The following is a 21,938-nucleotide window of genomic DNA, read 5'->3' on the forward strand; positions in this document are numbered from 1 at the left end:
ACAGGCGATTTCGGCGGACACAGCCTGCGACGCGGAGCGATCACCACAGGAGCTCGTGACGGCACGGATCTTGTCTCGCTCAAGCGTTTCTCGCGCCACCAAACCTTCGGCGTGGTGGAAAAATATATCGAGGTCGAGGACGCCATGACCAAGCATCCAGGGCGCAGTCGGTTTTGATAGAGTCGCCCACATGGAGCTGTGCACTTTTGTAGCTACGGCATGCACTTTTGAAGCGCCGATATATGAATGTGAGATAGGAAAACCGCCAGAAGATGGCGTTATCCCGTGCACTTTTGAAGCCTATACTAATAATAACTAATAAACCTAATAGCTCGTGCTTCAAAAGTGCACGCTGACAAACACGTCCCCCTTCACCATAGTCAAAACTAAGCGGAGAGACGGTGATGCAAACCCTACACAAAATCTTGCAGGACAACGGTCGGCAGGCCGCGCTCCAACTTGATATTGATCGTCAGGTCGTTGAGGCCGCCGCAGCATACATGGCTGACGAGCAAAATGGCGTAGGGTTTCTGTACTCCGGCTGGTGTCAGGCTGCATTGCCGCACCGGCGATTAGCTGATCATAAAGGATGGCAGCTCGAGAGCGACCAAGTCTGCCTGATTATTGAACCAGGAATGAAACGGGGCGCTGCAGGAGAACCGGTACCTGTAGGCGTGCCATACGGTAGCCGAGCCCGTTTAATACTCATATATCTACAGTCAGAAGCCATCAGGACAAACTCAAGAGATATTGAGCTCGGCAAAAGTCTTCGTGCTTGGATGGGAAGAATGAATATCCCCATTGGCGGTAAGAACCTTCAGATCGTCCGCGATCAAATGGAGCGAATATCAAGGTCTCGTTTGTCTTTTGAAGTGAAGAGAGGCGGAACAGAGGTGGTCCCCATTTTTCGGACAGGGCGATAAGCTATCATCTGGCCTGAACGAGGACGGGTTTTATGGGTAAGGTTACGCGGAAACGGTATGCGGCAGAGTTCAAGTCACGGGTTGCGCTGGAGGCGATCCGTGGGGAACTGACGCTGGCGGAACTGGCTTCGAAACATGGCGTGCATCAGACGATGATCGCCCAATGGAAACGGCAGGCGATCGAGGGCATGGCAAGCCTTTTTTCTGGTAAGTCAGTAACGGAACCTTCAGTCAGCCCTGCTGATGTAGAGAAACTGCACGCCAAGATCGGCCAGTTGCTGGTGGAACGGGATTTTTTGCGGGATGCCTCTGCTCGGTTGGGCGTGATCAGAGGCGGCAGATGATTGACCCGAAGAGAGCATGCCTGCCGATCATCCGGCAGTGCACGCTGCTACAACTCAACCGGTCGGGCGTTTACTATCGGCCTGTGCCACAGAGCGAGGCCAATCTGGAGCTGATGCGGCTGATCGACGCCCAGTTCCTGGAAACGCCCTATTATGGCTCACGGCAGATGACATGGCATCTGCGCCGCCTGGGACATGAAGTGGGCCGCAAGCGGGTCCGGCGGATCATGGCGATCATGGGCCTGCGGGCGATCTACCAGAAGCCGCGCACGACCGTGCCTCATCCGGAGCATCGGAAATATCCATATCTGCTGCGGGATCTGGTCATCAATCGGCCTGACCAGGTCTGGTGTTCCGATATCACATATATTCCCATGAAACGGGGATTTCTCTATCTCGTGGCGATCATGGACTGGTTCACGCGCAAGGTCCTGTCCTGGCGTCTATCGAACACGATGGACGTGGAGTTCTGTATCGAGGCGCTCCGGGATGCGCTGATGCGCTACGGCACCCCGGAAATTTTCAATACTGACCAAGGGTCACAATTCACGACGCCCCGTTTTACCGGGCTCCTGGAAGAGCGTCAGATCCGCATCAGCATGGATGGGCGCGGTCGCTGGCTGGACAACGTGTTTATCGAGCGTCTGTGGCGGTCGCTGAAATATGAATGCGTCTACCTGCACGCGTTCGAGACCGGATCAGAGCTGAGGGCCGGGCTTGGCAGATGGATCGCCCATTATAACGAAAGGCGTCCGCATATGGCGCTGGCTGGACGTACGCCCGATGAGGCGTATCATGACGTGCCGACATCATCTGGTCCGGGGTTAACCCCGGACCAGATGGCCAACAGCAACGCTGTCAGAAGGGCGGCATAACGACAACCGGGTATAGCTTATCAAGCCCGCAAAACTGTCCGAACGGACGGGACCACCTCAAACAATCTACCTTGGTAGTACTCGATCTAAGTGATATCGGCTGAATTTTATTATCGGTGTCCTCATTCGGCTATCAAATTCAGAGTTCCAGAAAGACAAATTACTGGAGAATTTCGTTAAATTCCAAAACGTTCCCGTCTGGATCACGAATAAAACAGACGACGCGTCTGTCATGCCCCATATGCACTGGGCCTTCTGTGATCGTAATCCGTTCCTGTTTCAGCCAGGCCACAAGACCCACCATACTTTCGATAATAAATGCCGCATGTGTGTATCCTGGATATTTGACAGGAACATCCATCAGAATATTACCAGCCGGGTCTGACACACCATTAAAAATAAGATGAATACGAAGCCCGGATGGGTGATGTAGACCACAGGCTTTCACCGCTGGAGCGTATTCTTCTGGATCACGGATGAAGCCAAATTTGGCATAAAACCGTTCGGAAACGGCGAGATCCGTCACACGAATGCCTACATGATCTAGACTCAGATGAGAGAAGTTCATTGCGCCTCTCCTGTTTTTAAATCCGCTACAATATTCGCGAATGGAACAAATCCCTCCAGGCGTTCCGTGCGCTGCAACCATCTACCAATGGCCTTGTATTCTGATAGATCAACATTTCCTTCCGGAGCTCTCGCGACATAACTGTAAAGCGCGACATCCGCGATTGTCGGTTCTTGGGTTCCTGCGATCCAGGTCCGGCCCAGCAAGGTTTGCTCGATCACTTTGAGTGTGTCATGAGCACGCTGGATGACCTCTTCCGGATTGAAGGGGGCTCCAAAGACTGTCACAAGACGCGCAGCACAGCATCCATATGTGATTTTTCCTGCCGCAACAGACAGCCAGCGTTGAATTTCCGCCTCTGTTACTAGGTCCTCTGGCAGCCAATGAGATGGCCCCATTTTTCGCGCGACATAAACAAGGATGGCATTGGAATCCGCAATGATAGTCCCGTCATCATCTAGAACGGGAATTTCTCCAAAGGCGTTCAGCCTTAAAAATTCCGGAGTTCTCTGCTCACCCGCGGCAAGGTCGACAAGCGTCAATTCGTGAGGCAAGCCGACAAGAGAGAGAAAGAGGTGCGCCCGATGCGCATGCCCCGAAAGGGGATGATAATAGAGCTTCATGGGGAACTCCCGAAAAAAACGGTTGAACAGATACGTTGTCTTCTCACGCAACAAAGCGTGCGATAATCTACCAAAAGCGCACTTCATTATTGCGTTTTGTGGCTATAATTTGTTGATTACAGGAGAGAGATCTGATCGACCTTCCGGCATTGCGGATCTTTATGGCCGTGGCCGATCACGCCAGTTTTGTCGGAGCATCCCGAAAGCTGGGTCTTTCCGCAACAACGGTAACACGGACGGTGAGAAGCCTCGAGACAGCTCTCGGAATCTCCTTATTCAACCGTACAACCCGCTCTGTACATCTGACCACTGAAGGCGTGGAGTTTCTGGCTCGGTGTCGGGCAGCGATTTTCGACCTAGATGGTGCGATTGCTATAGCGCAAGGTGCGAGGACTGCTCCCCAAGGAGTATTGTCGATTACCGCTCCCGTTATTTTTGGACGGGTACACGTCCTTCCCGTTGTCACAGAACTTTTAAAAGCCTGGCCGCAATTGAACATCAGGCTTTTTTTGACAGACCGGGTTGTTCATCTTGTGGAAGAAGGAGTTGATCTCGCCATCCGGATTGCGCCTCCACAAGACAGCGCCCTGAAGATGCAGAAAATCGGAGAGGTCCAGAAAATTTTTGTTGCCAGCCCAGCTTATCTGAAGAAACACGGAGAGCCACAGGTCTTTGAGGATCTCGCAACGCATAGCCTCATTGAGGTTAATGAATATGCAGCGGGATATTCTGAGTGGCGACAGGGCGGGAAATCTGGTTTTTCGATAAAAGTCTCGCCCCGGCTTTTCGTGAACAGTGTCGATGCGGCTCTCACAGCCGCCATCGAAGATCTAGGCATCGTCACGGCATTATCCTACCAAACTCACCAATTTGTTGAAAATGGGCAGCTTCGAAGAATTTTGACTGACACCCCCGCCTCAGTACTTCCGGTCTTCATCCTGTTCCCTGCCAAAGAACGTCAGTCCGTAAATGTTCGAACGTTTGTTTCCGCAATGAAAGACAGGTTTATGGCAAAAAGGTCTCTCAAAGCACACCTCACATAGAAGAAGGGTCCCGTGCAAACAGCCGCTACCATTTTTATGCATTGTGCGGCTTTACGTTTGAGCTTCATTCCATCGAGTAACTGCAAAGCTTTTTGAGCTCTAAAGCGGCAGACTACCCTGGTTCAGGGAGAGTTCGCACAAGACGCAGAAAAGCGCCGGTCAAAATCTTTGGCGATTGCTGCAAGAGTGACCTCGCCTAGTTGAGCAATCAGAAGCGCCTCAGCTTTTTCGAGTGCGCTCGTCATTGACGCATTTACGGCCTGCTCGACGAGGCAATCGGGCGCCGGGTCGGCCAGGCCAATTGCGAAAATACGTGGCTGCCCCACGGCTTTGTAGACATCAAGCATCGAGATACTTTCCAGCGGCTTCAGAAGCGTCCACCCGCCAGCGTGCCCCTTGATGGAACGAACGAACCCCACATCCCGCAGGCCTGCCATCGTACGCCGAATAACAACCGGATTGGTATGCAGCATTTCCGCTGCTTCACCGGAGGTGATGGGCCCATTCGCGCGATCCATATGGATCAGCAAATGCATCATTCTCGATAATCGCCCGTCCAGTTGCATCGCCTGCCCTTTAGGCTCTTCTATCATGTCACATCAAGAGTTGCAAAAAGCTGATATGCATATATGTAACTTCAGACATTACATATGAAATTGAATAGGATTTAACCATGTATGATGTGATCGTGATAGGCGGCAGCTATTCAGCTGGCACGGGCTCGCATGAGCGTTTTGCTGATCGATGCTGGCTTACCGCGAAACCGCTTCGCAGACGCGTCTCATGGTTTCCTCGGCCAGGACGGCAAAGCGCCGAACACCATTATGCGTGAAGCCACTGCACAATTACGGCGATATCCAACTGCGCAGATCTTGCAGAACGACGCGCAGAAGGTGGCACGGAATGGCAAGACGTTTACTGTGTCTCTAGCCAACGGAGCAAAATTTCAGGCGAAGCGGCTGATACTCGCTACTGGCGTTTCCGATACTTTGCCCGATATCCCTGGTGTAGCGGAACGATGGGGCAAGACCGTTCTTCATTGTCCTTATTGCCACGGATATGAGGTCCGCAATCATCAGCTTGGAATTATCGCCACAAACCCAATGTCAATCCATCAGGCAACATTAATACCCGATTGGGGGCCAACAACTTACTTCACTCAGGGAATTTACGAGCCTGATCCAGAGCAGGCAATGTTGCTTAACAAGCGCGGCGTCGTGATCGAACGTACTCCAATCATTTCTCTCATCGGAGATGCTCCTGGTTTGGATGCCGTGAAGCTGGCGGATGGACGGCTCATTGAAGTCGCAGCTGTGTTCACGGTACCGAAAACCAGACCTGCCAGCCCGATTGCCGAGGATCTGGGCTGTATTCTGGAAAACGGACCTACCGGTCCGTTCATCAAGGTCGATACCTGGGGCGCAACCTCTGTGTCCGGGGTCTATGTAGCTGGGGATGCGGCTAGCCCGATGCATAATGCAACGGTCGCAGCAGCGTCGGGTGTCCTGGCAGGTATAGCGGCGCACCAATCTTTAGCCAGGGCGTGATCACGCGGTAACGCAATCCGCTGCTTGTCATCGAATACTCAGTTTTCTTTTCCATGCCCGAGCCGATGGCCAGGTCGGAACCCATAGGAGCGGGCTTGCCATGCGATCAGGAAGCTTACAGCAGCGAGTGCCATCACAATCCAGGGGAATGACAGAGCTCCCCACGTTTCCAGCAACACACCACCCAACAGGCCACCGCCGGCTATGGCGCTGTTCCAGACGACGACATTCATCGATAACGCAACATCTGTACCCTCCCCGGCTGCATCAGCCAGAGCCGTCTGGAGCAACGTCGCGGCCCCTCCGAAAGTCAGACCCCATATCGTAACGCCAATCATGATCACCGCAGGCGATGCTGATCCAATTGCAAAAAAAACTGCAACAGCAGCGAATATTGCCAGACTGACCAGAACAGAAAGCCGGAGGGCATGATCGACCGTGCAACTGGTGAGCCAGATGCCTGCAAGGGCAGCAAGGCCAAAAAGCAGGAGGATGCGGTCCGCCTCTCCTGCCAGCCCTGCCGGTGTAATGAACGGTACGATATAAGTGTAGAGAACGTTATGCGCGAGCATCCATGTTACCACGACGCCCAGAACAGATCGCACCCCCGGTGTTCGCAGGACATGACCGAACGGCTGGCGCTCATGATGTGCAAGGCCTGGAAAATCAGGAACCTTCGCCAGAACCCAGACAATTAACAGCAAGGTGGCACCCGACATGATCCAGAAGGCCAGTCTCCATCCCACAGCCGCGCCCAGCCAAGTGCCCGCCGGAACACCTACAGAAAGCGCGATCGGCGTGCCAACCATGGCGATAGCCAGAGCACGTCCTTGCTGAGCGGGTGTCACCATTCTGCGTGCATAGCCGGCCAGCAGGGCCCAGGCGAGCCCTGCCGCTGCACCCGCGCCATATCGCGCCACGAGGGTCAGGTCATAATCCGTCGAGAATGCTGTGATGGAGTTAAAAACTACAAAACCAATGATCGCCAGCAGTAGAACCCGCCTTCTCCGCCAGCGCTGTGTGGCCAATGTTAGCGGGATCGCAGCACTCAGGGAGCCCAAGGCGTAAGCCGTGACCATCTGCCCTGCCAAGGCGGGGGAAACATGCAGCCCAGCCCCGATCTCAGGCAGCAAACCTGCAGGAAGAGTTTCAGTCATAATGCAGATGAAGCCAGTCATCGCCAAGGCGAGTAAGCCGGCCATAGGTAATCTGTCATCGGGACTTCTGCGAAGGGGTATCGTCTTGGAGGTCATGCGGCTCTCATATATGGATCGAATGATCTATATATGAGAGCGTAAATTCTTGGCAATTACTTCTGGATCACTTAATATGAAAATCTTTCAAAAGGAGCAATACCATGGCGCGAACAGGGCGTCCCCGGGAGTTTGACAGGGACAAAGCACTCAATGCCGCCATGACGCTTTTCTGGGCGCAGGGCTACGAACCGACCTCCCTGACACAGCTCAAATCCTGCATGGGCAATATTTCGCCGGCAAGTTTCTATGCCGCGTTCGGCTCGAAGGAAGCCTTGTTTCGCGAAGTCGTGCAGCATTATCTGGCGACCTACGGACAGGTGATGTCGCCCTTATGGGACGAAAACCTGATACCGCGGGATGCGATTGAACGGACTTTGCGCGGTTCAGCGCGTATGCAGGCGACCCGGACGCATCCCTGTGGCTGTCTGGTCGTCTCGGGCGCCAGTAACTGTTCGCCCGAAAACGAAGCCGTTCAGGCCCTTCTCGCTGCAGAGCGCCAGCGGACGCGGACCGGAATCCGGGTCTGCGTGGAGCGCGCGATTGCCCGCGGCGAACTGCGCGATTGCGCGACAACAGCGGCCCTGCCCGATATTTTCGCGACATTTTTCCATGGCATGACATGCGAAGCGCGGGACGGGATGACGTCAACACATCTGGATGCCGCCATCACTTCGCTTCTGACCTTATGGGATGCCAACGCGCTGCTCACCACGCCGTGAAACGGTCTGCCAGACATTGATGAGCCTGCAACAGGCCAAGCCTTATGCCGTTAATTCCATATCGACCACTCCATAACTCCTTGACCCTGTTTTGCGCACATATTATGGACCATCCAGTACGGAATTAAATTCCGGAACACATCGCCGTGTCTCGGCCAAGGAATCCAGTTATGAGCAAACAGGACATCGCATTCGTCACGGGTGCCAATCGCGGCATCGGATACAGTATCGCGAAACATCTGATTGCCTCGGGCATCAACGTGATCGGGACCTATCACTCCAACGAAGACGAGGCGAACGCTGCCGAAGCAGCCCTCGTCGGCCAAAATGCAAAACTGCGCATGCTGAAGCTGGATATCGTGGACCATGAATCGTTCGCGGATTTTTCCGGACAGGTCAGAGCACTTCTCTCACATGAGTTCGAGCACAGTGCACTGAGTTATGTCGTTCAGAACGCAGGCAATATCATTCACACTCGCTTCGATGCTGCGACATCCGAACAGCTCGATAACCAGTACAACATCCATTTCAAAGGCCCCTATCTTCTGACGGTGGCCCTCCTGCCCCTGATTCGGGACGGCGGTCGTATTCTCAACATTACCTCTGCCGCGACCCGTTTCTACCTAACGGATCATGGACCTTATTCAGCCATGAAAGCCGCTACCGAAGTCATCTCACTCTACATGGCAAAAGAACTGGGAGAGCGAGGCATTACCGTCAACGCCGTCGCCCCTGGTGCGATCGCCTCGGACTTCGGTGGTGGTCTGGTCCGTGACGATGCCACGATCAATAAAAGCCTTGCAGACATCACACCCCTCGGGCGTGTCGGACAGCCCGACGATATCGGAGCTGCGGTCCGTGCCCTTCTGTCGGACGACATGCGCTGGATGAATGGCCAACGCATCGAGGTGACGGGAGGGCAGTCGCTATGAGGGCCACACAATTCCAAGCGAAGCCAGCCTCATGATCCACGTTATGGCCAGTAGTATCATTCCTGCATCCCTTCCCTCTGTCTGGCGGCTGGTCCGTAATTTTGGCGCCCTTGGACGCTGGTTGCCGGGCGTCAGAAGCTGCGCGATCGAAGGCAATGAGTCCGGTGACCGCGTCGGCGCAATCCGCTTGGTTGAGATGGGGGATGTCGGACTCATCCGCGAACAGCTTCTGGCACTCTCCGACGTGGATCACGCGGTCACGTTCTCGATCGTTGAATCAGCCCTGCCGGTCCGGAACTATCGCTCTACCATCAGCCTTCTTCCCATAACGAAGAGCGACCACACGTTCATCCAATGGCGGGGGCAGTTCGAGGCCCCAGCCGAACATGCCGCCAGTATGGAGGCCCGGATGCCGACACAGATCTACCAGCCAGCTTTCGACAGACTGGCCGAGATACTGGCCTCAGAGACGACATTGTCATGAAGGAACCTAAACCCATGATCCAGTCCCCCTCTAACGCTTCCCGATCAGGCACATTCAGGATTGGCGGCGATCTCGGCATCAACCGGCTTGGTTTCGGTGCGATGCGCATCACTGGCCAGGGTATATGGGGACCGCCCGCCGATCACGACGAGGCCATCCGCACACTGAAGCGCCTCCCAGAACTCGGCGTCAATTTCATCGACACGGCGGATTCCTATGGTCCGGACGTCTCCGAATGGCTGATCAGGGAAGCTCTGCATCCCTATCCCAAAGGATTGGTCATCGCGACGAAAGGCGGCCTCACCCGATCCGGCCCCGACATCTGGAAACCGGTCGGACGGCCGGAATATCTATTGCAGCAGGTGCACAAAAGCCTGCGCAACCTCGGCGTCGAGCAGATTGATCTGTGGCAACTCCACCGGATCGATCCCAGAGTCCCGGCAGACGAACAGTTCGACGCGATCCGCTCCTTCATTGATCAGAAACTGATCCGTCATGCAGGACTGAGCGAGGTCTCTGTCGACAACATCAAAACAGCATCGAAATTCTTCGAGGTCGCGACCGTCCAGAACCGCTACAATCTCGTCGATCGCACCAGCGAGGACGTACTCGACTACTGCACGCAGCAGAACATCGGGTTCATCCCGTGGTTCCCTCTCGCCGCCGGCGACCTCGCCAGGCCGGGATCCATATTGGACACGATGGCGAAGAAATACGGCTCGCATCCAAGCCAGATTGCTCTTGCCTGGGTCCTGATGCGCAGCAAGGCGATGCTTCCGATCCCCGGCACGTCCAAGGTCGCCCATCTGGAACAGAATGTCGCGGCAGCCGACATCACCCTATCCGATGAAGACTTCGCGGCGCTGGACGCAGAAGGCCGCAAGGCGTTCCAGTCAACGCCTTAAGGAAGCGCGTCCGGACAGTTACAATCCCAGTGTCGAAAGACCGGGGTGACTGTCCGGACGCCGTCCCTCAGGCCAGCGGAACAGGCGGTCGGTCGCTGAAATGGGTTGGTCGTTGATTGACGCTGCGCGGTAACGCATCAACCCGTTTTCATCGAACTCCCAGTTTTCATTCCCATGAGACCTGAACCACTGCCCGGCCTGATCCTGCCACTCATAAGCAAAGCGGACCGCGATCCGGTTCTCCTGAAAAGCCCAGAGTTCCTTGATGAGGCGGTATTCCTGCTCGCGCTCCCATTTGCGCGTCAGGAACGCCACGATGTCCTCTCGTCCGTGGATGAATTCCAGGCGATTGCGCCACTGGCTATCGGTCGTATAGGCCTGCGCCACCGTTTCAGGATCCTGGCCATTCCAGGCATCTTCCGCGAGGCGGACTTTCTGAGCAGCCGTTTCAGCATTGAAGGGAGGCAATGGGGGTCGGGACATAGGGAATTCCGCCTCTGGTTCGGGGACGGATCACGAGTTGATCCGAGACCTGTCAGTGTTTTCCAAAAGAGCATTTGACGAAAGGACAACGATCCCTCATTTCAAGCCATGACCAGACAGATCGGTATTCTTCTCTATCCAGACTTCCAGTTGCTCGACGCTGCCGGAGTGACGGCAGCCTTCGAGCTTGCCGGAGGATTTGGGGCGGCTCCGTATGAGATGACGCCCCTGTCCCACCATGGTGGTCTGGTCCGGTCGTCTTCCGGGATGACGATCGAGACGGTTCCGCTCGCGGCGGCAGGGTCGTTCGATACGCTTATCGTTGTCGGAGGCGAAGGCCACAGGCAGGCTATGAGCTGCCCAGAATTACTGAACTTTATCAGGCATCAGGCCAGAAATGCGCGACGTATCTGCAGTGTGTGTACAGGGGCTTTCCTGCTGGCAGAAGCTGGCATGCTTGATGGCCGTCGTGTGACGACACACTGGCAACAAGCCCCGGCCATGGCAGCACAGTTCCCTAAAATCCGGGTTTCGGCAGATGCCATTCATATTCATGATGGCCTGATCTGGACATCTGCGGGGATCAGCGCTGGCATCGACATGGCGCTGGCGTTGATTGCCGAAGATCTTGGGGCCGATATTGCCCGTCGTACGGCGCAGCAAATGGTGGTGTTCTATCACCGTCCCGGAGGACAGTCCCAGTTCTCGGCACTCCTCGAGATGACGAGCCCTCAGGAACGCTTTGCCGAACTGTTGGGATGGATCCGGTCCAACCTGGAACAGCGCCTGACCGTGGATATTCTGGCCAGTCAGGCCGGCATGAGCCCCCGAAATTTTTCTCGCAGTTTCCGGGCAGCGGTGGGGATGAGCCCCGCAAAAGCAGTCGAACGACTGCGTCTCGAAGCCGCACGCGAGCAGGTGGAGAGATCTACCCTCCCCATTGAAGCCATCGCCGTCATGACAGGCTTTCATGATCCCGAACGGATGCGACGCGCCTTCCTGCGGGAGTTCCATCAGCCGCCTCAGGCTATCAGGCGAAATGCTGCGGCCGAGGCGACCTGAGAGTGCTCATTTTTCCTGGACGAGAAAGCAGCTCGTTTTGCAAGCAATCCCGACGAGATCCACTTCAATGATGGATCGCGTCTATCCCGCTAGAACAGGTCAAACACGCGGCAGATCAGGACACTTCCTAGAATTTAACCCTTTGAATGAGGGGCAGTCCGCAGGAAGATCAGAATTTCTTCAAGCACCTGCCATCGGTTTCTCTCCATAACCACCATATGCGTTCCTTCCCCAATCTCCGTCCAGCGACGATACGGGGCATTGAGAAAACGTGGAAACAGGTTTCCCATCTGCTGAGTAGTTACATCCAAATCCCACTCAGCATGAAGCAGAAGAACCGGGACCGTGATCTTTTCGGGACTGTAAAACGCCTTCCCTGCGGACCAGTAGTCACGCACATCCTGAATGACACCCGCAGGCGCCCGGATCACTCCATCCTGCTCTGCGGGATCGCTCGCAAGAATAACTGCGGCCCACTGTTCAAACCACCCTGCTGGCAGAATCTCTTCGCGTTTCTGCTCAGGTGCGCCTTCAAGCCAGCGCTGGCGAAATGCCTGAACATTAAAGCGGCGATAAGCAGGCACTGGACCACCCGGATCCAGACGAGAAACCCCGTCATTGATCCATTGCGGTGCAATCAGCGTTAATTTCTCCACCTTGTCATTGTGAGCAGCCGTATATGCGCCGGTAACCGTGCCACCCCAGGACATTCCGATCAGGCAAAGACGTGGGATGGCAAGCGTTGCGAGAAGATAGTCAACAGCAGTACTCAGATCGCGTACTGCTGTTTCGGTCCTGACCTGAGGCAGCGCAGCTTCAGGTGCACCTCCCATTCCATCAGGACGCGTTGATCCTCCGAAGCCCCGCACGTTGAGCGCATAAACGTCAAATCCTTCCCGCGAGAGAACATCCATGAATGCCCCCTCCCCAACAGGAACATCGAAAAGACTTTCTGCCGGCAGTGTCGCGCCATGCATCAGCAGGATGGTGCGCTGTGGATCAAACGTCTTGATGTCTGCACGTCGTTTATGGCGCAGATGAAGCGAGATATCGGCCGTATCACTCGGAATGAACAGGTTTTCCATAAGCAGATTTGTCATCTGGCGTCTCCTACATTTGGTTGCGCAAATTCCCACGCAAAACCTTCTGGACGACGCCTGACATATCCGGCACCCGTTTCCGCGAAATGACTGGTAAAGCAGAGACTCCCGCTTTCCGCCGCTTCTTTAAGAAGCCACCGCCGCGAATGCTCGGCAGGCTGAACGAATTCGCAGTAAACGGACCGCAGATCCGGACGATAAACCTGTAGAGGATGGTGCATGACATCTCCGGTAAACCACGCCTCTTCACCATCTGACTGCAGCCGGATCGAGGCATGATCGATGCTGTGCCCAGGGGTCGGATGAAAAGAGAAACCTGCAAGAAGATCTTGACCGTCGATGATAATCGCCTCTCCCAGCCCGGCTTCGATAACGGGGAGCATGCTGTCTGTATAGACACGTGGGAGTGGGCGATGGTCCGGGCGCCCTAAGATCTCTGGAGGTAGGTCTGGAGCAGGGTCAATACCGTCATTGCTGGCGCCGTATCGGGCCTCAATCACTGAGAAAACATGACGGGCTTTCGGAAAGGTCGGCACCCATTTTCCGTTGTGCAAACGCGTATTCCATCCAACATGATCGGCATGAATATGCGTATGCAGAACGGTATCAACCTGCTCCGGTTGTACGCCTGCGGCTGCAAGATGTTCGAGAAACGACGTATGCAGATGATCCAGTGCCGGTGCGGCAGGTAACGGCTTGTCGTTTCCTGTGGCGGTATCAACCAGGATATTGAGACCAGAAACCTGAACAAGCCACGCATGAGTTCCCTGCGCGAGCCCACCGGTCACGGGGTTAAATGATCCTGGCGTCAAATACGGACCGAATATTGCAAGTGCCTCAGCGTCGATATCCGGATACAGTTTGTGAGGGCGCGCGTTATCCCAATGAAGTTCGGGAATACGCGTGACACGGGCGTCACCCACTTGAAAAGCTGCTGCCATGATTGACTCAATACGATTGTTTTACGTCGCATCAGACGTTAGGGTGCGCGCAAACATCATACAAATCGATTTGAAATATGAAACCCATTGATCATTTCAATCTTCGTTCCTTCGATCTCAATCTTCTGATTGCTTTCGACGCCCTCGTTTCAGAACGCAGCGTCACAAAGGCGGCACGACGCCTTCGCATTCAACAACCCGCAATGAGCCATGCACTCGCCACCCTCCGAATGTTACTGGACGATGATGTGCTCGTCAGAACCGGTGCTGTCATGCAACCGACCGCCAAAGCGTCAACCATGGCGTCACATGTTGCGGAGTTGTTAAGGCAGGCTCAGCACATCCTGATGTCTGAGGAACAATTTGATCCTGCGACGGAACAGCGCATCTTTCGTTTCGGCTTTTCGTCCGAACTTGAAGTCTTTCTGATGCCTAAACTGACGGCCTATTTGCAACGGCATGCACCTGGAATACGACTGCTGTCACGTGGATCTCCTCGGAGTGAGGTCTATACATTACTGGATACGGGGGCGCTGGATATCGCAGTTGGGTGTTTTGATTTCGGTTTGGAACGCCATTGTGGGGTATCGTTGTATGAGCAGTCTCTCGTCTGCTGCTTCAACCCGAAGCTGATCGATCCGGATGCTCCAATCACGGTTGAGCGTTATCTTGCATTGCCCCATGTTCTCATGACGCTGAAAGATGACATCCAGGGATGCCTGTCAGACGCACTGATGCAGATTGGTCAGGAACTCAACGTGGTCCTCGCTGCATCAGATTTTCTGACGGCACTTGCTGCCGCAGCAGCCGCCCCCGTTCTGGCTACGCTTCCCAGCCGGATCGCTCAGCAACATGCCGCGCATTTCGGTTTAACGATCCGTCCCGTTCCACTGAACTTGCGTATCCCGGCAGTATCGATGATCTGGTCAGCCCGGAGTGATCGTGATCCTGCCGCAGTATGGCTGCGCGATGCTGTCGCATCAGTATTGGGTAGTCATGTAAAGTGAGATTTTTAATGGGCGCTCAAAATAGCTATGACAGATAAATCTCTCCAGAAAGAGATAGGCTGTCATAGCTTCCCCAAAGCACGAGGAGTCATGACGACTTACATCAGCAGAAATTCTGATTATAGAAAAAAATGCGCAGTCATCTTTGTATGAACGTCAAATTTTTACCAATTTGATTGCGCGCTCAGGACATGCTTTCACACACAAACCACAAGCACGGCATTGATCAGCATGCGGGGTATAGGCGACCATCCCTCCGTGGACATAGCTCTTGATTTTGCCCACAAATGAAAGATCGCGATAATCGGACGGATCGATCTTGCGCACTTCAAACACGTCGTAAGGACATACGGCGACGCAGGCGTCTTTTCCCTCACAGCGATTAAAGTCTACGACCGGCATGACCCGTCCTGTTTGGCCGTCTTTCAGACATTTAGGTGTGATCATCGCTTTATTCCCTGACCCGCTCATTTCGCGCCTTGTTGTAAATGCCGACTTTGCCGCAGCTCCTGCGCGAACATCTCGAGCGTCGTTGTGGGCTTGCCCAGTTCCTGCCAGATTTTTTCGGCATAGAACGGATCTTCGTGATCCCCGAAATACGCAAACAAATGCGCGACGAACTTCATTTTCGGATTAAAAAGACCGATCATCCGCATGATCCAAAGTGGAGCCACGCGAATTTTAAGTGTCGGATCATAATTTCGGACAAACCGCTCCAGCGCCTGCCTGACGGAGATCGCTTCCGGCCCCTGTACGGGGCAATGTACAGGCATTGCCTCAGGATTCTGAAACGCCTCAATCACCCAGCGCGCATAATCGGCGGAGCTGATCCACCAGATTTTGATGTGTGTATTCCCGATCCACTGGAGCGCTCGACCGCTGATCATATTTGGGAGCAGGTCCATGAAATGGGTCGGCGCGAAAAACGTATGACGAATACCGGAATCCGCGATGATTTTGTGCCCTTCCATCCGAATAATATTGGGCACGATGTTATGTCTGATAGTGTTGAGCGCGGGAGGATAGGCGCCCAGAGCACCGATTTTAGCAATATAATTAATATTCAACCCTTTGATGGCGCTCATCAAGTTCCGCACACCCTCCCTCTCTTCGTAGAAGGGAAGCGTCAAATCCGCCGTGTCGGTCGCAAGGTTGAGATAGAGCGCATCCACCCCGTCGAGCGCCTTGTGCAACCCCGCAATGTCCCGCAGATCTGCCTGGGCGATTTCGACATTAGGCGGCAGTATCCTCCGAGCTTTGTCTGGCGAACGAACGATTGCCCTCACCTGAAAATGTTTTGCCAGTTCCGCTGCAACTGGCGCGCCAAGCCGCCCCGTTGCACCGATGACGCCTATAGTCCTGATCGGTTCCATCATATTTTCTGATCCATTGATATAATGATCATCTTGAGTTTTTTCGGGTCGTAATGCCGGTCTATGACGGCGTTCTGGAGGCCGAGCCCGCGCAACAGAAACCGGATAGTGTTCTCGACCAGCTTGTCTCGTGTGATGCCGTATTCAACGACCGTGATGTCGGGCAGGCTGATGAGATGCAAAGTATTCGCTAGATGATGGACGAACCATATCTCTGCATGACCGATATGAATGCCAGATTCGACGTCTCCCGCGTCTTGAGCCGCCCTGAATGATTGCGAAAAAACGCTGACCCACGGCTTTACATGCTGGTCGAGGAACGCCTTTGCGAACTGGCCATCGCCAAGCAGGCTGGCCGTCACAAGGCGTTTGGTGTCTTCGTGAGACTGCGCATCGCCAATCCCGGGAAACACCGCGTGTACGAGTATGGCAACACCCATGACCAATGTTTCAGTCGAAGGCGTCGCCTCGGCGAGAATACGGCTGCCAACTGCATTCGCTTCAACGCAGTGAGTTTCAAGCGCCGCATAAAGCACGTCCTTGCTGGTAAAGTGCCGATAAAGCAAAGCTTCGGAAACACCAGCGGCTCTGGCGATTTCCTTGGTCGTCGCACCGTCCCGACCGAGCCGGGCGAAAATGGGAGCTGCAGCGGACAGGATGGCCTGCTTGCGGTCAGTCGCGGACAATCTGGAACGGCGTGAGGTCGGCATGGGTTCTCCTTACGGAAGTAAGGTAAGTAAACGCTCACTTATATTCAAGCGCTTATTCCATTTTTCCGTATAAGATCAGGCTCGGGCGGGCATCGACGGCTTGAGAGTCTGTTTGGAAAATCGGTCTGATGTGATTCAAGCCTTGGATGTCGACGTCAGAACAGAGGGGCCGAGTGGCCAGGATCAGTTAGAAAAAGAAACACTATCCGTTTGAAATGCCAGGACTTGATCGTATTCTGGCAACAGAAGCCTCTGCCATGGCCGGACTTGCACCAATGGCTCATGACAATGGCGTGATGCATAGAAAACGTGTCATTTCAAGGGGAGGAAGATTTCTCCGTCAGCCCCTGTTTCAGGCAGGATTGGCAACTGCGTGCCATAAACCCTTCTGAAAGATGTTTCCAAACCCATGAAACAATCGGGTAAACCACACAAACTGGTGATCGTCGCTATCGTACGGCGTCTCATTGCAATCACCAATACAGTCCTCAAAACAAGGCTGCCATGACGTATTAGATCCGCCGCTCCAACATAGTTTCTAACATCTGAAATTTCCTCGCGAGATTATGAAAAATGACCAGATCGGTTCCGTTTATCTCCCGCATTCTGATCTTTCCGATTAAATCATTGGATCCGGTGGAAGTCACAAATGCGCGGGTTCTTACTAGCGGGGCCTTGGCAGACGACCGGTGCTGGGCTCTATTTGACGCACAGGGGCGTGTGGTTAACGGCAAGAACCACGCAGAGATTCATCGCATCCGCGCTGGTTTCGATCTTGATAAACGGACCGTAAGCCTACGAGATGACTCTGGTCGAGGTCTGCCTACTGTTCTGTTCAATCTTGATGGCACTGCAAGACCAATAGAGGCATGGCTAAGTCGGTTTTTCGGTTTTCCAGTCCACCTTCGGGCGGATACCACTACGGGACATCCTGATGATACGGATTCGCCTGGTCCGACTATCATCAGCGTTGCGACGCTAGAGACGATTGGAATATGGTTCGGGTTGCCAGTCGAGCAAGTTCGGGCCCGCTTTCGGACCAATATCGAGATCGGGGGCGTCCCGGCTTTTTGGGAAGATGCACTGTTCGGAGGACTTGGAGACGAAGTCGAGTTTCACCTTGGTGGCACAGAGTGGTTGGGAATAAACCCCTGTCAGCGTTGTGTCGTGCCGTCTCGCGATCCGCTAACTGGTCAGAGAGACAATGCTTTTGCCCGCCGCTTCGCAGAGTACAGGCGCCGGACGCAGCCGGCATGGTCTAATCCCGCGCGCTTTAATCATTTTTTTCGTGTAGCGATCAATACTCGGTCAGCACGCACCGGCGTTAACACAAGGATCGCACTGAACGATATCGTTACAACGTATAACAATGCAGCGGCATGCACGGCGTTGGAAGAAAACAAACGCCCCGCAGGATTCTGAGCGGGCACCATGTATATCATTCACGTGCGAGCCGAAACGCCAGATATCCGTTCGTTCAGACGACGCCCGCTGGTAGGTGAACGGCTTCCCTTCCGTTTTATCGCCGATCATCATATGCGTATTTGCGGCCCAGTTGCTATGGTCGCCGCGGCGCTTGTATTGTGTGATGAACTCGGGACTTCACCTGAACGGATCGCCTGTGAATCGTTCGGCGGCGTTCTGTCGCACGGAGATAACCTGCCGGACACCAAGGAATATCCGATCAGCTTCTCGCTATCGGGCACAACCTACACTGCAAAGTCAAGCTCATAAAAGGCACCATCACAACCGGTTGCGAAGTCGGTCTATCGGCGGCAGACAAGAAGGCGGGCTACATCCTGGCGTGTCAGGCAAAACCTCGTGGGCCACTGCTCATGGTACGATAGTGTCCACTTAGCAGATGATCGCCAGATATGCGGTTCCAACTGGATTTCCTGGCGCCCGTGGTGTTCACCGAACCGACAAACCGGAGGGCTCTAAAAACCCTCCGGTTTTTCCAGGAGAATAAGGTCCCCATTCAGCCAAAATTGGTTCGTACCTCTTTAATTGCGTCCCTTGACGGAAGTTTTAAAGTTGATTGGCTATACGTCGATAGGAGTGTGCCAGACTAACATTCATCTCCGCGACGCTCTCAGAAAATGCCGTCGCATCCTGAGTGACCTGCGTAATCGTCAATAGATCTGTATTCGAATGAATTGTTGTCGTGGACGGAATATAAAACTGCTCCGGCAAGACGCAGTCTTCGACAACGGAATTATGCCTCACAACGCAGCCACGCTCGACCGTGCAGTTGAAGATCACGGAATTGAAGCCAATGAATACCTCGTCTCCAACAGCGCAGGGACCGTGAATGATCGAGCGATGTGCAATGGACGTGCGCGACCCGATCGTCACGGCCGCGCCGTCTTTCGAGTGGATGACAACACCATCCTGAATGTTTGATCCACTCCCGATCAGGATGGGCTCGACATGGCCATTTTCATCGGCTTCATCGGCACGAATAACAGCATAAGGACCGATGAACACATTGTCCTCGACAATCACATGACCGCACAGGATCGCGGTCGGATCGACAAAGGCGCTTTCAGAAACCACGGGAAAATCACCACGTGGATTAGGTCTCAGCATAGCCACGTTTCGTCTCCTTAAAGATCGGTCAGAATTTTGCCGGGCAGGTTATTCGACAGGGTTTCGCCTGGCTGATAGTGCATGACAGAACGAATGGCCTCTCCCCGATGCAGAAGGTCAAATGCCGTATTGATCCGATCATGAGTCATGTTGTGGGTGATGTAAGGGTCAACGCTGAACTTCCCCGCTAGCCATTCATCGACCATACCGGGTAACTGCGAACGCCCTTTTACCCCCCCAAAGGCCGTGCCCCGCCAGACCCGTCCCGTGATCAGCTGGAAAGGCCGCGTCGAGATCTCCTCGCCAGCCCCAGCGACACCGATGACTGTGCATTCACCCCAGCCTTTATGGCAACACTCAAGGGCCGCTCGCATGACATCGACCCGACCGATCGCCTCAAAGGAATAATCCACGCCGCCACCCGTCATCTCCACGATAACTTTCTGGATTGGATCGGTATGATCGGTCGGATTGACGAGATCGGTCGCCCCCAGATTTCGGGCCAGCAGGAACTTCGCCGGATTGGTGTCGATGCCGATGATCCTTGCAGCACCGGCCATGACAGCCCCCTGAATGACGGCCATGCCGATCGCACCGAGACCAAAGACGGCCACAGTCGATCCCGCTTCCACTTTCGCGGCGTTCCGCACGGCTCCCATACCTGTCGGGACGGCGCACCCCATGACGCTGGCTTTCGCAAGCGGCGCCTCTTTGGTGATCTTCGCCACGGCAATTTCGGGCAGCACGGTGTACTCGCTGAACGTGCTGGTGCCCATGTAATGAAAGATCTGGCGGCCCTTATATGAAAAACGGCTGGTGCCGTCTGGCATCAGACCGAGCGCCTGTGTCTCGCGGATAGTCGAGCAGAGATTGGTTTTGCCCGAACGGATCATCGGGCAGTTCGGGTCTTCGGGAATATAGAGCGGAATGACATGATCACCCGGAGCGACAGAGGTAACACCTTTACCCACATCCTCGACGATCCCCACCCCCTCGTGACCAAGAATACATGGAAAACGTCCTTCCGGATCATGTCCCGACAGGGTAAACATATCCGTATGACACAGGCTCGTGGTCACGATACGGACCAGAACCTCGCCGTCTTTCGGGCCTTCGAGATCAACCAGATCGATCTCAAGCGGCATGTTAGGTTCCCACGCAATTGCAGCTCGGGTTTTCATGAAAATATTCCTCAATAATAGCGTGTGGTAATTCGTTCAGGCCAACTCAAGGCTTTCCGACTGGCGACGCCAAAGCGGAAAGGGATCAGGGAGGCGTGCATAGCGTGACGGCTCAAAAGGGGTGTCTCCGAGATCTGGAACAAGACAGGCATCAAGTTCCTGCCGAAGTCCGGATTCATCCATATCTCCATTGCCGATGAAGACGATTTCCTGACGACGGTCGCCGAAGACCGGATCCCAGTTTCCCAATACGAAGTCGCGCCACTGATCAGTATCCGGCCACTGATTTTTCGGAATCGCGGCCCACCACAGCCCCATCGCCTCGCTTCGCACCAGGGCTCCAGCCTGACTCATTTCACCTACCCAGTCCGGGCGCGTAGCTAACCAGAAATGGCCCTTGGCGCGTACGACGCCAGGCCAGCTCCGATCAAGGAAGGCCTGGAATTTCGCTGGTTGGAACGGACGGCGCGCACGATAGACAAAATTACGGATGCCATATTCGTCTGTTTCAGGAACATGGCTGGAAAAGCCGTAAAGTTCCTTGAACCACAACGGATGCTGATGTGCCTTGTCGTAATCGAAACGGCCTGTATTCAGGATCCGCTCAACAGGAACAGACCCCATGTCGGTCTCGATGATATCAGCGTCCGAATTCAACGCACGAATGATCTGCCTCGCCGCATCAACCTGATCCGATGTAGCGGTGGAGACTTTGTTGATCACCACGACATCCGCAAACTCGATCTGCTGGACGAGCAGATCGACCAGGGCACGCTCGTCGTCCTCCCCGGCCGTTTCACCCCGATCCTTCAGGAAATCGCTGGAAGAATAATCGCGCAGGAGATTGACCGCATCAACGACCGTCACCATCGTATCCAGCCGTGCGATATCGCTCAGGCTGACGCCACTCTCGTCACGAAACTCAAACGTTGCGGCTACGGGCAGCGGTTCCGCAATGCCTGTAGATTCAATGAGCAGATAATCGAATTTCCGCTCCTCTGCGAGCCTCCGTACTTCCTGCAACAAATCGTCGCGGAGCGTGCAGCAAATGCAGCCATTGGTCATTTCAACCAGCTTTTCATCGGTACGCGACAGATTGCTGCCGCCCTCGCGCACCAGAGCGGCGTCAATGTTGACCTCGCTCATATCATTCACAATGACCGCGACCTTATAGCCCTGGCGGTTATTCAGTACGTGATTGAGCAAGGTCGTCTTTCCCGCGCCAAGAAAGCCGGACAGCACGGTAACGGGAAGTTGGTCATCCATGGGGATT

At 54.4% G+C, this 21,938-nt stretch carries 26 protein-coding genes; 13 read left to right on the forward strand and 13 right to left on the reverse strand.

What is annotated here, in order from left to right:
* Window positions 1–404 precede the first annotated feature (404 nt).
* Both R5H23_RS15200 and R5H23_RS15205 read left to right on the forward strand, forming a co-directional pair.
* Window positions 405–923, forward strand: a complete 519-nt coding sequence (locus R5H23_RS15200) for a replication protein RepA (protein ID WP_064275568.1) — start codon at window positions 405–407, stop codon at window positions 921–923.
* A gap of 32 nt (window positions 924–955) precedes the next feature.
* Window positions 956–2,142, forward strand: a protein-coding gene (locus tag R5H23_RS15205) for an IS3 family transposase (RefSeq protein WP_157091251.1) whose coding sequence is annotated in 2 segments (ribosomal slippage) — window positions 956–1,226 and window positions 1,226–2,142 — 1,188 coding nt in all. Because the reading frame shifts where the segments join, the coding sequence is not laid out codon by codon here.
* Between the two features lie 160 nt (window positions 2,143–2,302).
* Here the strand turns inward: R5H23_RS15205 and R5H23_RS15210 are convergent.
* On the reverse strand, window positions 2,303–2,710 hold the full coding sequence (locus R5H23_RS15210) for a VOC family protein (RefSeq protein ID WP_063904056.1): 408 nt from the start codon (window positions 2,708–2,710) through the stop codon (window positions 2,303–2,305).
* On the reverse strand, window positions 2,707–3,333 hold the full coding sequence (locus R5H23_RS15215) for a glutathione S-transferase family protein (RefSeq protein WP_063904081.1): 627 nt from the start codon (window positions 3,331–3,333) through the stop codon (window positions 2,707–2,709). The genes R5H23_RS15210 and R5H23_RS15215 overlap by 4 nt, the downstream gene beginning before the upstream one ends.
* 149 nt (window positions 3,334–3,482) lie before the next feature.
* Here R5H23_RS15215 and R5H23_RS15220 point away from each other — a divergent pair, with 149 nt between their 5' ends.
* The gene (locus tag R5H23_RS15220) at window positions 3,483–4,376 is read left to right on the forward strand and encodes a LysR family transcriptional regulator (protein WP_269747545.1); all 894 of its coding nucleotides are present in this window, start codon (window positions 3,483–3,485) and stop codon (window positions 4,374–4,376) included.
* A 122-nt stretch (window positions 4,377–4,498) separates the two neighbouring features.
* On the opposite strand, the gene R5H23_RS15225 is transcribed toward R5H23_RS15220, so the two are convergent.
* Window positions 4,499–4,969 (reverse strand): Rrf2 family transcriptional regulator, encoded by a 471-nt coding sequence (locus R5H23_RS15225; protein ID WP_232309382.1) that lies wholly within the window; start codon window positions 4,967–4,969, stop codon window positions 4,499–4,501.
* A 111-nt stretch (window positions 4,970–5,080) separates the two neighbouring features.
* On the opposite strand from R5H23_RS15225, the gene R5H23_RS15230 reads away from it, so the two are divergent.
* Entirely contained in the window at window positions 5,081–5,923 is an 843-nt protein-coding gene (locus R5H23_RS15230) for an NAD(P)/FAD-dependent oxidoreductase (RefSeq protein ID WP_332308314.1), read from the forward strand.
* A 38-nt stretch (window positions 5,924–5,961) separates the two neighbouring features.
* Here R5H23_RS15230 and R5H23_RS15235 read toward each other — a convergent pair whose 3' ends face one another.
* Window positions 5,962–7,176, reverse strand: a complete 1,215-nt coding sequence (locus tag R5H23_RS15235) for an MFS transporter (RefSeq protein WP_063904058.1) — start codon at window positions 7,174–7,176, stop codon at window positions 5,962–5,964.
* A 104-nt stretch (window positions 7,177–7,280) separates the two neighbouring features.
* Between R5H23_RS15235 and R5H23_RS15240 the strand changes: the two genes are divergently transcribed.
* From R5H23_RS15240 to R5H23_RS15255, 4 genes are all read left to right on the forward strand, one after another.
* A complete protein-coding gene (locus R5H23_RS15240; RefSeq protein WP_063904059.1) occupies window positions 7,281–7,898 on the forward strand; it encodes a TetR/AcrR family transcriptional regulator in 618 nt (205 codons plus the stop codon).
* Window positions 7,899–8,068: 170 nt separating this feature from the next.
* Complete coding sequence (locus tag R5H23_RS15245; protein WP_063904060.1) at window positions 8,069–8,830, forward strand: SDR family NAD(P)-dependent oxidoreductase; 762 nt, start codon at window positions 8,069–8,071, stop codon at window positions 8,828–8,830.
* Between the two features lie 31 nt (window positions 8,831–8,861).
* Window positions 8,862–9,314, forward strand: a complete 453-nt coding sequence (locus R5H23_RS15250) for an SRPBCC family protein (RefSeq protein WP_063904061.1) — start codon at window positions 8,862–8,864, stop codon at window positions 9,312–9,314.
* 14 nt (window positions 9,315–9,328) lie between these two features.
* Window positions 9,329–10,219, forward strand: a complete 891-nt coding sequence (locus R5H23_RS15255) for an aldo/keto reductase (RefSeq protein ID WP_063904062.1) — start codon at window positions 9,329–9,331, stop codon at window positions 10,217–10,219.
* Between the two features lie 18 nt (window positions 10,220–10,237).
* Here the strand turns inward: R5H23_RS15255 and R5H23_RS15260 are convergent, their stop codons facing one another.
* On the reverse strand, window positions 10,238–10,702 hold the full coding sequence (locus R5H23_RS15260; protein ID WP_063904063.1) for a nuclear transport factor 2 family protein: 465 nt from the start codon (window positions 10,700–10,702) through the stop codon (window positions 10,238–10,240).
* A 108-nt stretch (window positions 10,703–10,810) separates the two neighbouring features.
* Between R5H23_RS15260 and R5H23_RS15265 the strand changes: the two genes are divergently transcribed.
* A complete protein-coding gene (locus R5H23_RS15265; protein WP_063904064.1) occupies window positions 10,811–11,764 on the forward strand; it encodes a GlxA family transcriptional regulator in 954 nt (317 codons plus the stop codon).
* Window positions 11,765–11,898: 134 nt separating this feature from the next.
* On the opposite strand, the gene R5H23_RS15270 is transcribed toward R5H23_RS15265, so the two are convergent.
* Window positions 11,899–12,864 (reverse strand): alpha/beta hydrolase, encoded by a 966-nt coding sequence (locus R5H23_RS15270; protein WP_063904065.1) that lies wholly within the window; start codon window positions 12,862–12,864, stop codon window positions 11,899–11,901.
* Window positions 12,861–13,805 (reverse strand): MBL fold metallo-hydrolase, encoded by a 945-nt coding sequence (locus R5H23_RS15275; RefSeq protein ID WP_063904066.1) that lies wholly within the window; start codon window positions 13,803–13,805, stop codon window positions 12,861–12,863. Before R5H23_RS15275 ends, R5H23_RS15270 begins: the two co-directional genes overlap by 4 nt.
* A 77-nt stretch (window positions 13,806–13,882) precedes the next feature.
* Between R5H23_RS15275 and R5H23_RS15280 the strand changes: the two genes are divergently transcribed.
* A complete protein-coding gene (locus R5H23_RS15280; RefSeq protein WP_063904067.1) occupies window positions 13,883–14,812 on the forward strand; it encodes a LysR family transcriptional regulator in 930 nt (309 codons plus the stop codon).
* A 156-nt stretch (window positions 14,813–14,968) separates the two neighbouring features.
* On the opposite strand, the gene R5H23_RS15285 is transcribed toward R5H23_RS15280, so the two are convergent.
* The 3 genes from R5H23_RS15285 to R5H23_RS15295 all read right to left on the reverse strand — a co-directional run bounded on the left by R5H23_RS15285 (window position 14,969) and on the right by R5H23_RS15295 (window position 16,895).
* Entirely contained in the window at window positions 14,969–15,214 is a 246-nt protein-coding gene (locus R5H23_RS15285; RefSeq protein WP_198150540.1) for a ferredoxin family protein, read from the reverse strand.
* A gap of 65 nt (window positions 15,215–15,279) precedes the next feature.
* A complete protein-coding gene (locus R5H23_RS15290; protein WP_077804063.1) occupies window positions 15,280–16,188 on the reverse strand; it encodes an SDR family oxidoreductase in 909 nt (302 codons plus the stop codon).
* Window positions 16,185–16,895: a TetR/AcrR family transcriptional regulator gene (locus R5H23_RS15295; protein WP_063904070.1), complete on the reverse strand. Its 711-nt coding sequence runs from the start codon at window positions 16,893–16,895 to the stop codon at window positions 16,185–16,187. The genes R5H23_RS15290 and R5H23_RS15295 overlap by 4 nt, the downstream gene beginning before the upstream one ends.
* A gap of 296 nt (window positions 16,896–17,191) precedes the next feature.
* On the opposite strand from R5H23_RS15295, the gene R5H23_RS15300 reads away from it, so the two are divergent.
* The 3 genes from R5H23_RS15300 to R5H23_RS15310 all read left to right on the forward strand — a co-directional run bounded on the left by R5H23_RS15300 (window position 17,192) and on the right by R5H23_RS15310 (window position 18,629).
* A complete protein-coding gene (locus tag R5H23_RS15300; RefSeq protein ID WP_232309402.1) occupies window positions 17,192–17,287 on the forward strand; it encodes a hypothetical protein in 96 nt (31 codons plus the stop codon).
* Window positions 17,288–17,468: 181 nt separating this feature from the next.
* Entirely contained in the window at window positions 17,469–18,317 is an 849-nt protein-coding gene (locus R5H23_RS15305; protein ID WP_063904071.1) for an MOSC domain-containing protein, read from the forward strand.
* Window positions 18,318–18,326: 9 nt separating this feature from the next.
* Entirely contained in the window at window positions 18,327–18,629 is a 303-nt protein-coding gene (locus tag R5H23_RS15310) for a hypothetical protein (RefSeq protein ID WP_063904072.1), read from the forward strand.
* A gap of 294 nt (window positions 18,630–18,923) precedes the next feature.
* Here the strand turns inward: R5H23_RS15310 and R5H23_RS15315 are convergent, their stop codons facing one another.
* Genes R5H23_RS15315 through zigA form a run of 3 tightly spaced genes read right to left on the reverse strand, consistent with a single transcriptional unit; the run spans window position 18,924 to window position 21,931 of the window.
* Entirely contained in the window at window positions 18,924–19,484 is a 561-nt protein-coding gene (locus R5H23_RS15315) for a carbonate dehydratase (protein ID WP_062027819.1), read from the reverse strand.
* A gap of 17 nt (window positions 19,485–19,501) precedes the next feature.
* A complete protein-coding gene (locus R5H23_RS15320) occupies window positions 19,502–20,665 on the reverse strand; it encodes an S-(hydroxymethyl)glutathione dehydrogenase/class III alcohol dehydrogenase (protein WP_063904073.1) in 1,164 nt (387 codons plus the stop codon).
* Window positions 20,666–20,701: 36 nt separating this feature from the next.
* Window positions 20,702–21,931: a zinc metallochaperone GTPase ZigA gene (gene zigA / locus R5H23_RS15325; RefSeq protein WP_063904074.1), complete on the reverse strand. Its 1,230-nt coding sequence runs from the start codon at window positions 21,929–21,931 to the stop codon at window positions 20,702–20,704.
* Between the last annotated feature and the right edge of the window lie 7 nt (window positions 21,932–21,938).

Source organism: Gluconobacter sp. GP1, assembly GCF_032913585.1.
Classification (GTDB): Bacteria; Pseudomonadota; Alphaproteobacteria; order Acetobacterales; family Acetobacteraceae; genus Gluconobacter; species Gluconobacter cerinus.

What these genes read in the sequence shown, in the direction of transcription:
- R5H23_RS15200 (WP_064275568.1), top strand. Translation starts at nt 405, where the DNA reads ATGCAAACCCTACACAAAATCTTGCAGGACAACGGTCGGCAGGCCGCG.
- R5H23_RS15210 (WP_063904056.1), bottom strand. Translation starts at nt 2,710, where the DNA reads ATGAACTTCTCTCATCTGAGTCTAGATCATGTAGGCATTCGTGTGACG.
- R5H23_RS15215 (WP_063904081.1), bottom strand. Translation starts at nt 3,333, where the DNA reads ATGAAGCTCTATTATCATCCCCTTTCGGGGCATGCGCATCGGGCGCAC.
- R5H23_RS15225 (WP_232309382.1), bottom strand. Translation starts at nt 4,969, where the DNA reads ATGATAGAAGAGCCTAAAGGGCAGGCGATGCAACTGGACGGGCGATTA.
- R5H23_RS15235 (WP_063904058.1), bottom strand. Translation starts at nt 7,176, where the DNA reads ATGACCTCCAAGACGATACCCCTTCGCAGAAGTCCCGATGACAGATTA.
- R5H23_RS15240 (WP_063904059.1), top strand. Translation starts at nt 7,281, where the DNA reads ATGGCGCGAACAGGGCGTCCCCGGGAGTTTGACAGGGACAAAGCACTC.
- R5H23_RS15245 (WP_063904060.1), top strand. Translation starts at nt 8,069, where the DNA reads ATGAGCAAACAGGACATCGCATTCGTCACGGGTGCCAATCGCGGCATC.
- R5H23_RS15250 (WP_063904061.1), top strand. Translation starts at nt 8,862, where the DNA reads ATGATCCACGTTATGGCCAGTAGTATCATTCCTGCATCCCTTCCCTCT.
- R5H23_RS15255 (WP_063904062.1), top strand. Translation starts at nt 9,329, where the DNA reads ATGATCCAGTCCCCCTCTAACGCTTCCCGATCAGGCACATTCAGGATT.
- R5H23_RS15260 (WP_063904063.1), bottom strand. Translation starts at nt 10,702, where the DNA reads ATGTCCCGACCCCCATTGCCTCCCTTCAATGCTGAAACGGCTGCTCAG.
- R5H23_RS15265 (WP_063904064.1), top strand. Translation starts at nt 10,811, where the DNA reads ATGACCAGACAGATCGGTATTCTTCTCTATCCAGACTTCCAGTTGCTC.
- R5H23_RS15270 (WP_063904065.1), bottom strand. Translation starts at nt 12,864, where the DNA reads ATGACAAATCTGCTTATGGAAAACCTGTTCATTCCGAGTGATACGGCC.
- R5H23_RS15275 (WP_063904066.1), bottom strand. Translation starts at nt 13,805, where the DNA reads ATGGCAGCAGCTTTTCAAGTGGGTGACGCCCGTGTCACGCGTATTCCC.
- R5H23_RS15280 (WP_063904067.1), top strand. Translation starts at nt 13,883, where the DNA reads ATGAAACCCATTGATCATTTCAATCTTCGTTCCTTCGATCTCAATCTT.
- R5H23_RS15285 (WP_198150540.1), bottom strand. Translation starts at nt 15,214, where the DNA reads ATGCCGGTCGTAGACTTTAATCGCTGTGAGGGAAAAGACGCCTGCGTC.
- R5H23_RS15290 (WP_077804063.1), bottom strand. Translation starts at nt 16,188, where the DNA reads ATGATGGAACCGATCAGGACTATAGGCGTCATCGGTGCAACGGGGCGG.
- R5H23_RS15295 (WP_063904070.1), bottom strand. Translation starts at nt 16,895, where the DNA reads ATGCCGACCTCACGCCGTTCCAGATTGTCCGCGACTGACCGCAAGCAG.
- R5H23_RS15300 (WP_232309402.1), top strand. Translation starts at nt 17,192, where the DNA reads ATGCATAGAAAACGTGTCATTTCAAGGGGAGGAAGATTTCTCCGTCAG.
- R5H23_RS15305 (WP_063904071.1), top strand. Translation starts at nt 17,469, where the DNA reads ATGACCAGATCGGTTCCGTTTATCTCCCGCATTCTGATCTTTCCGATT.
- R5H23_RS15310 (WP_063904072.1), top strand. Translation starts at nt 18,327, where the DNA reads ATGTATATCATTCACGTGCGAGCCGAAACGCCAGATATCCGTTCGTTC.
- R5H23_RS15315 (WP_062027819.1), bottom strand. Translation starts at nt 19,484, where the DNA reads ATGCTGAGACCTAATCCACGTGGTGATTTTCCCGTGGTTTCTGAAAGC.
- R5H23_RS15320 (WP_063904073.1), bottom strand. Translation starts at nt 20,665, where the DNA reads ATGAAAACCCGAGCTGCAATTGCGTGGGAACCTAACATGCCGCTTGAG.
- zigA (WP_063904074.1), bottom strand. Translation starts at nt 21,931, where the DNA reads ATGGATGACCAACTTCCCGTTACCGTGCTGTCCGGCTTTCTTGGCGCG.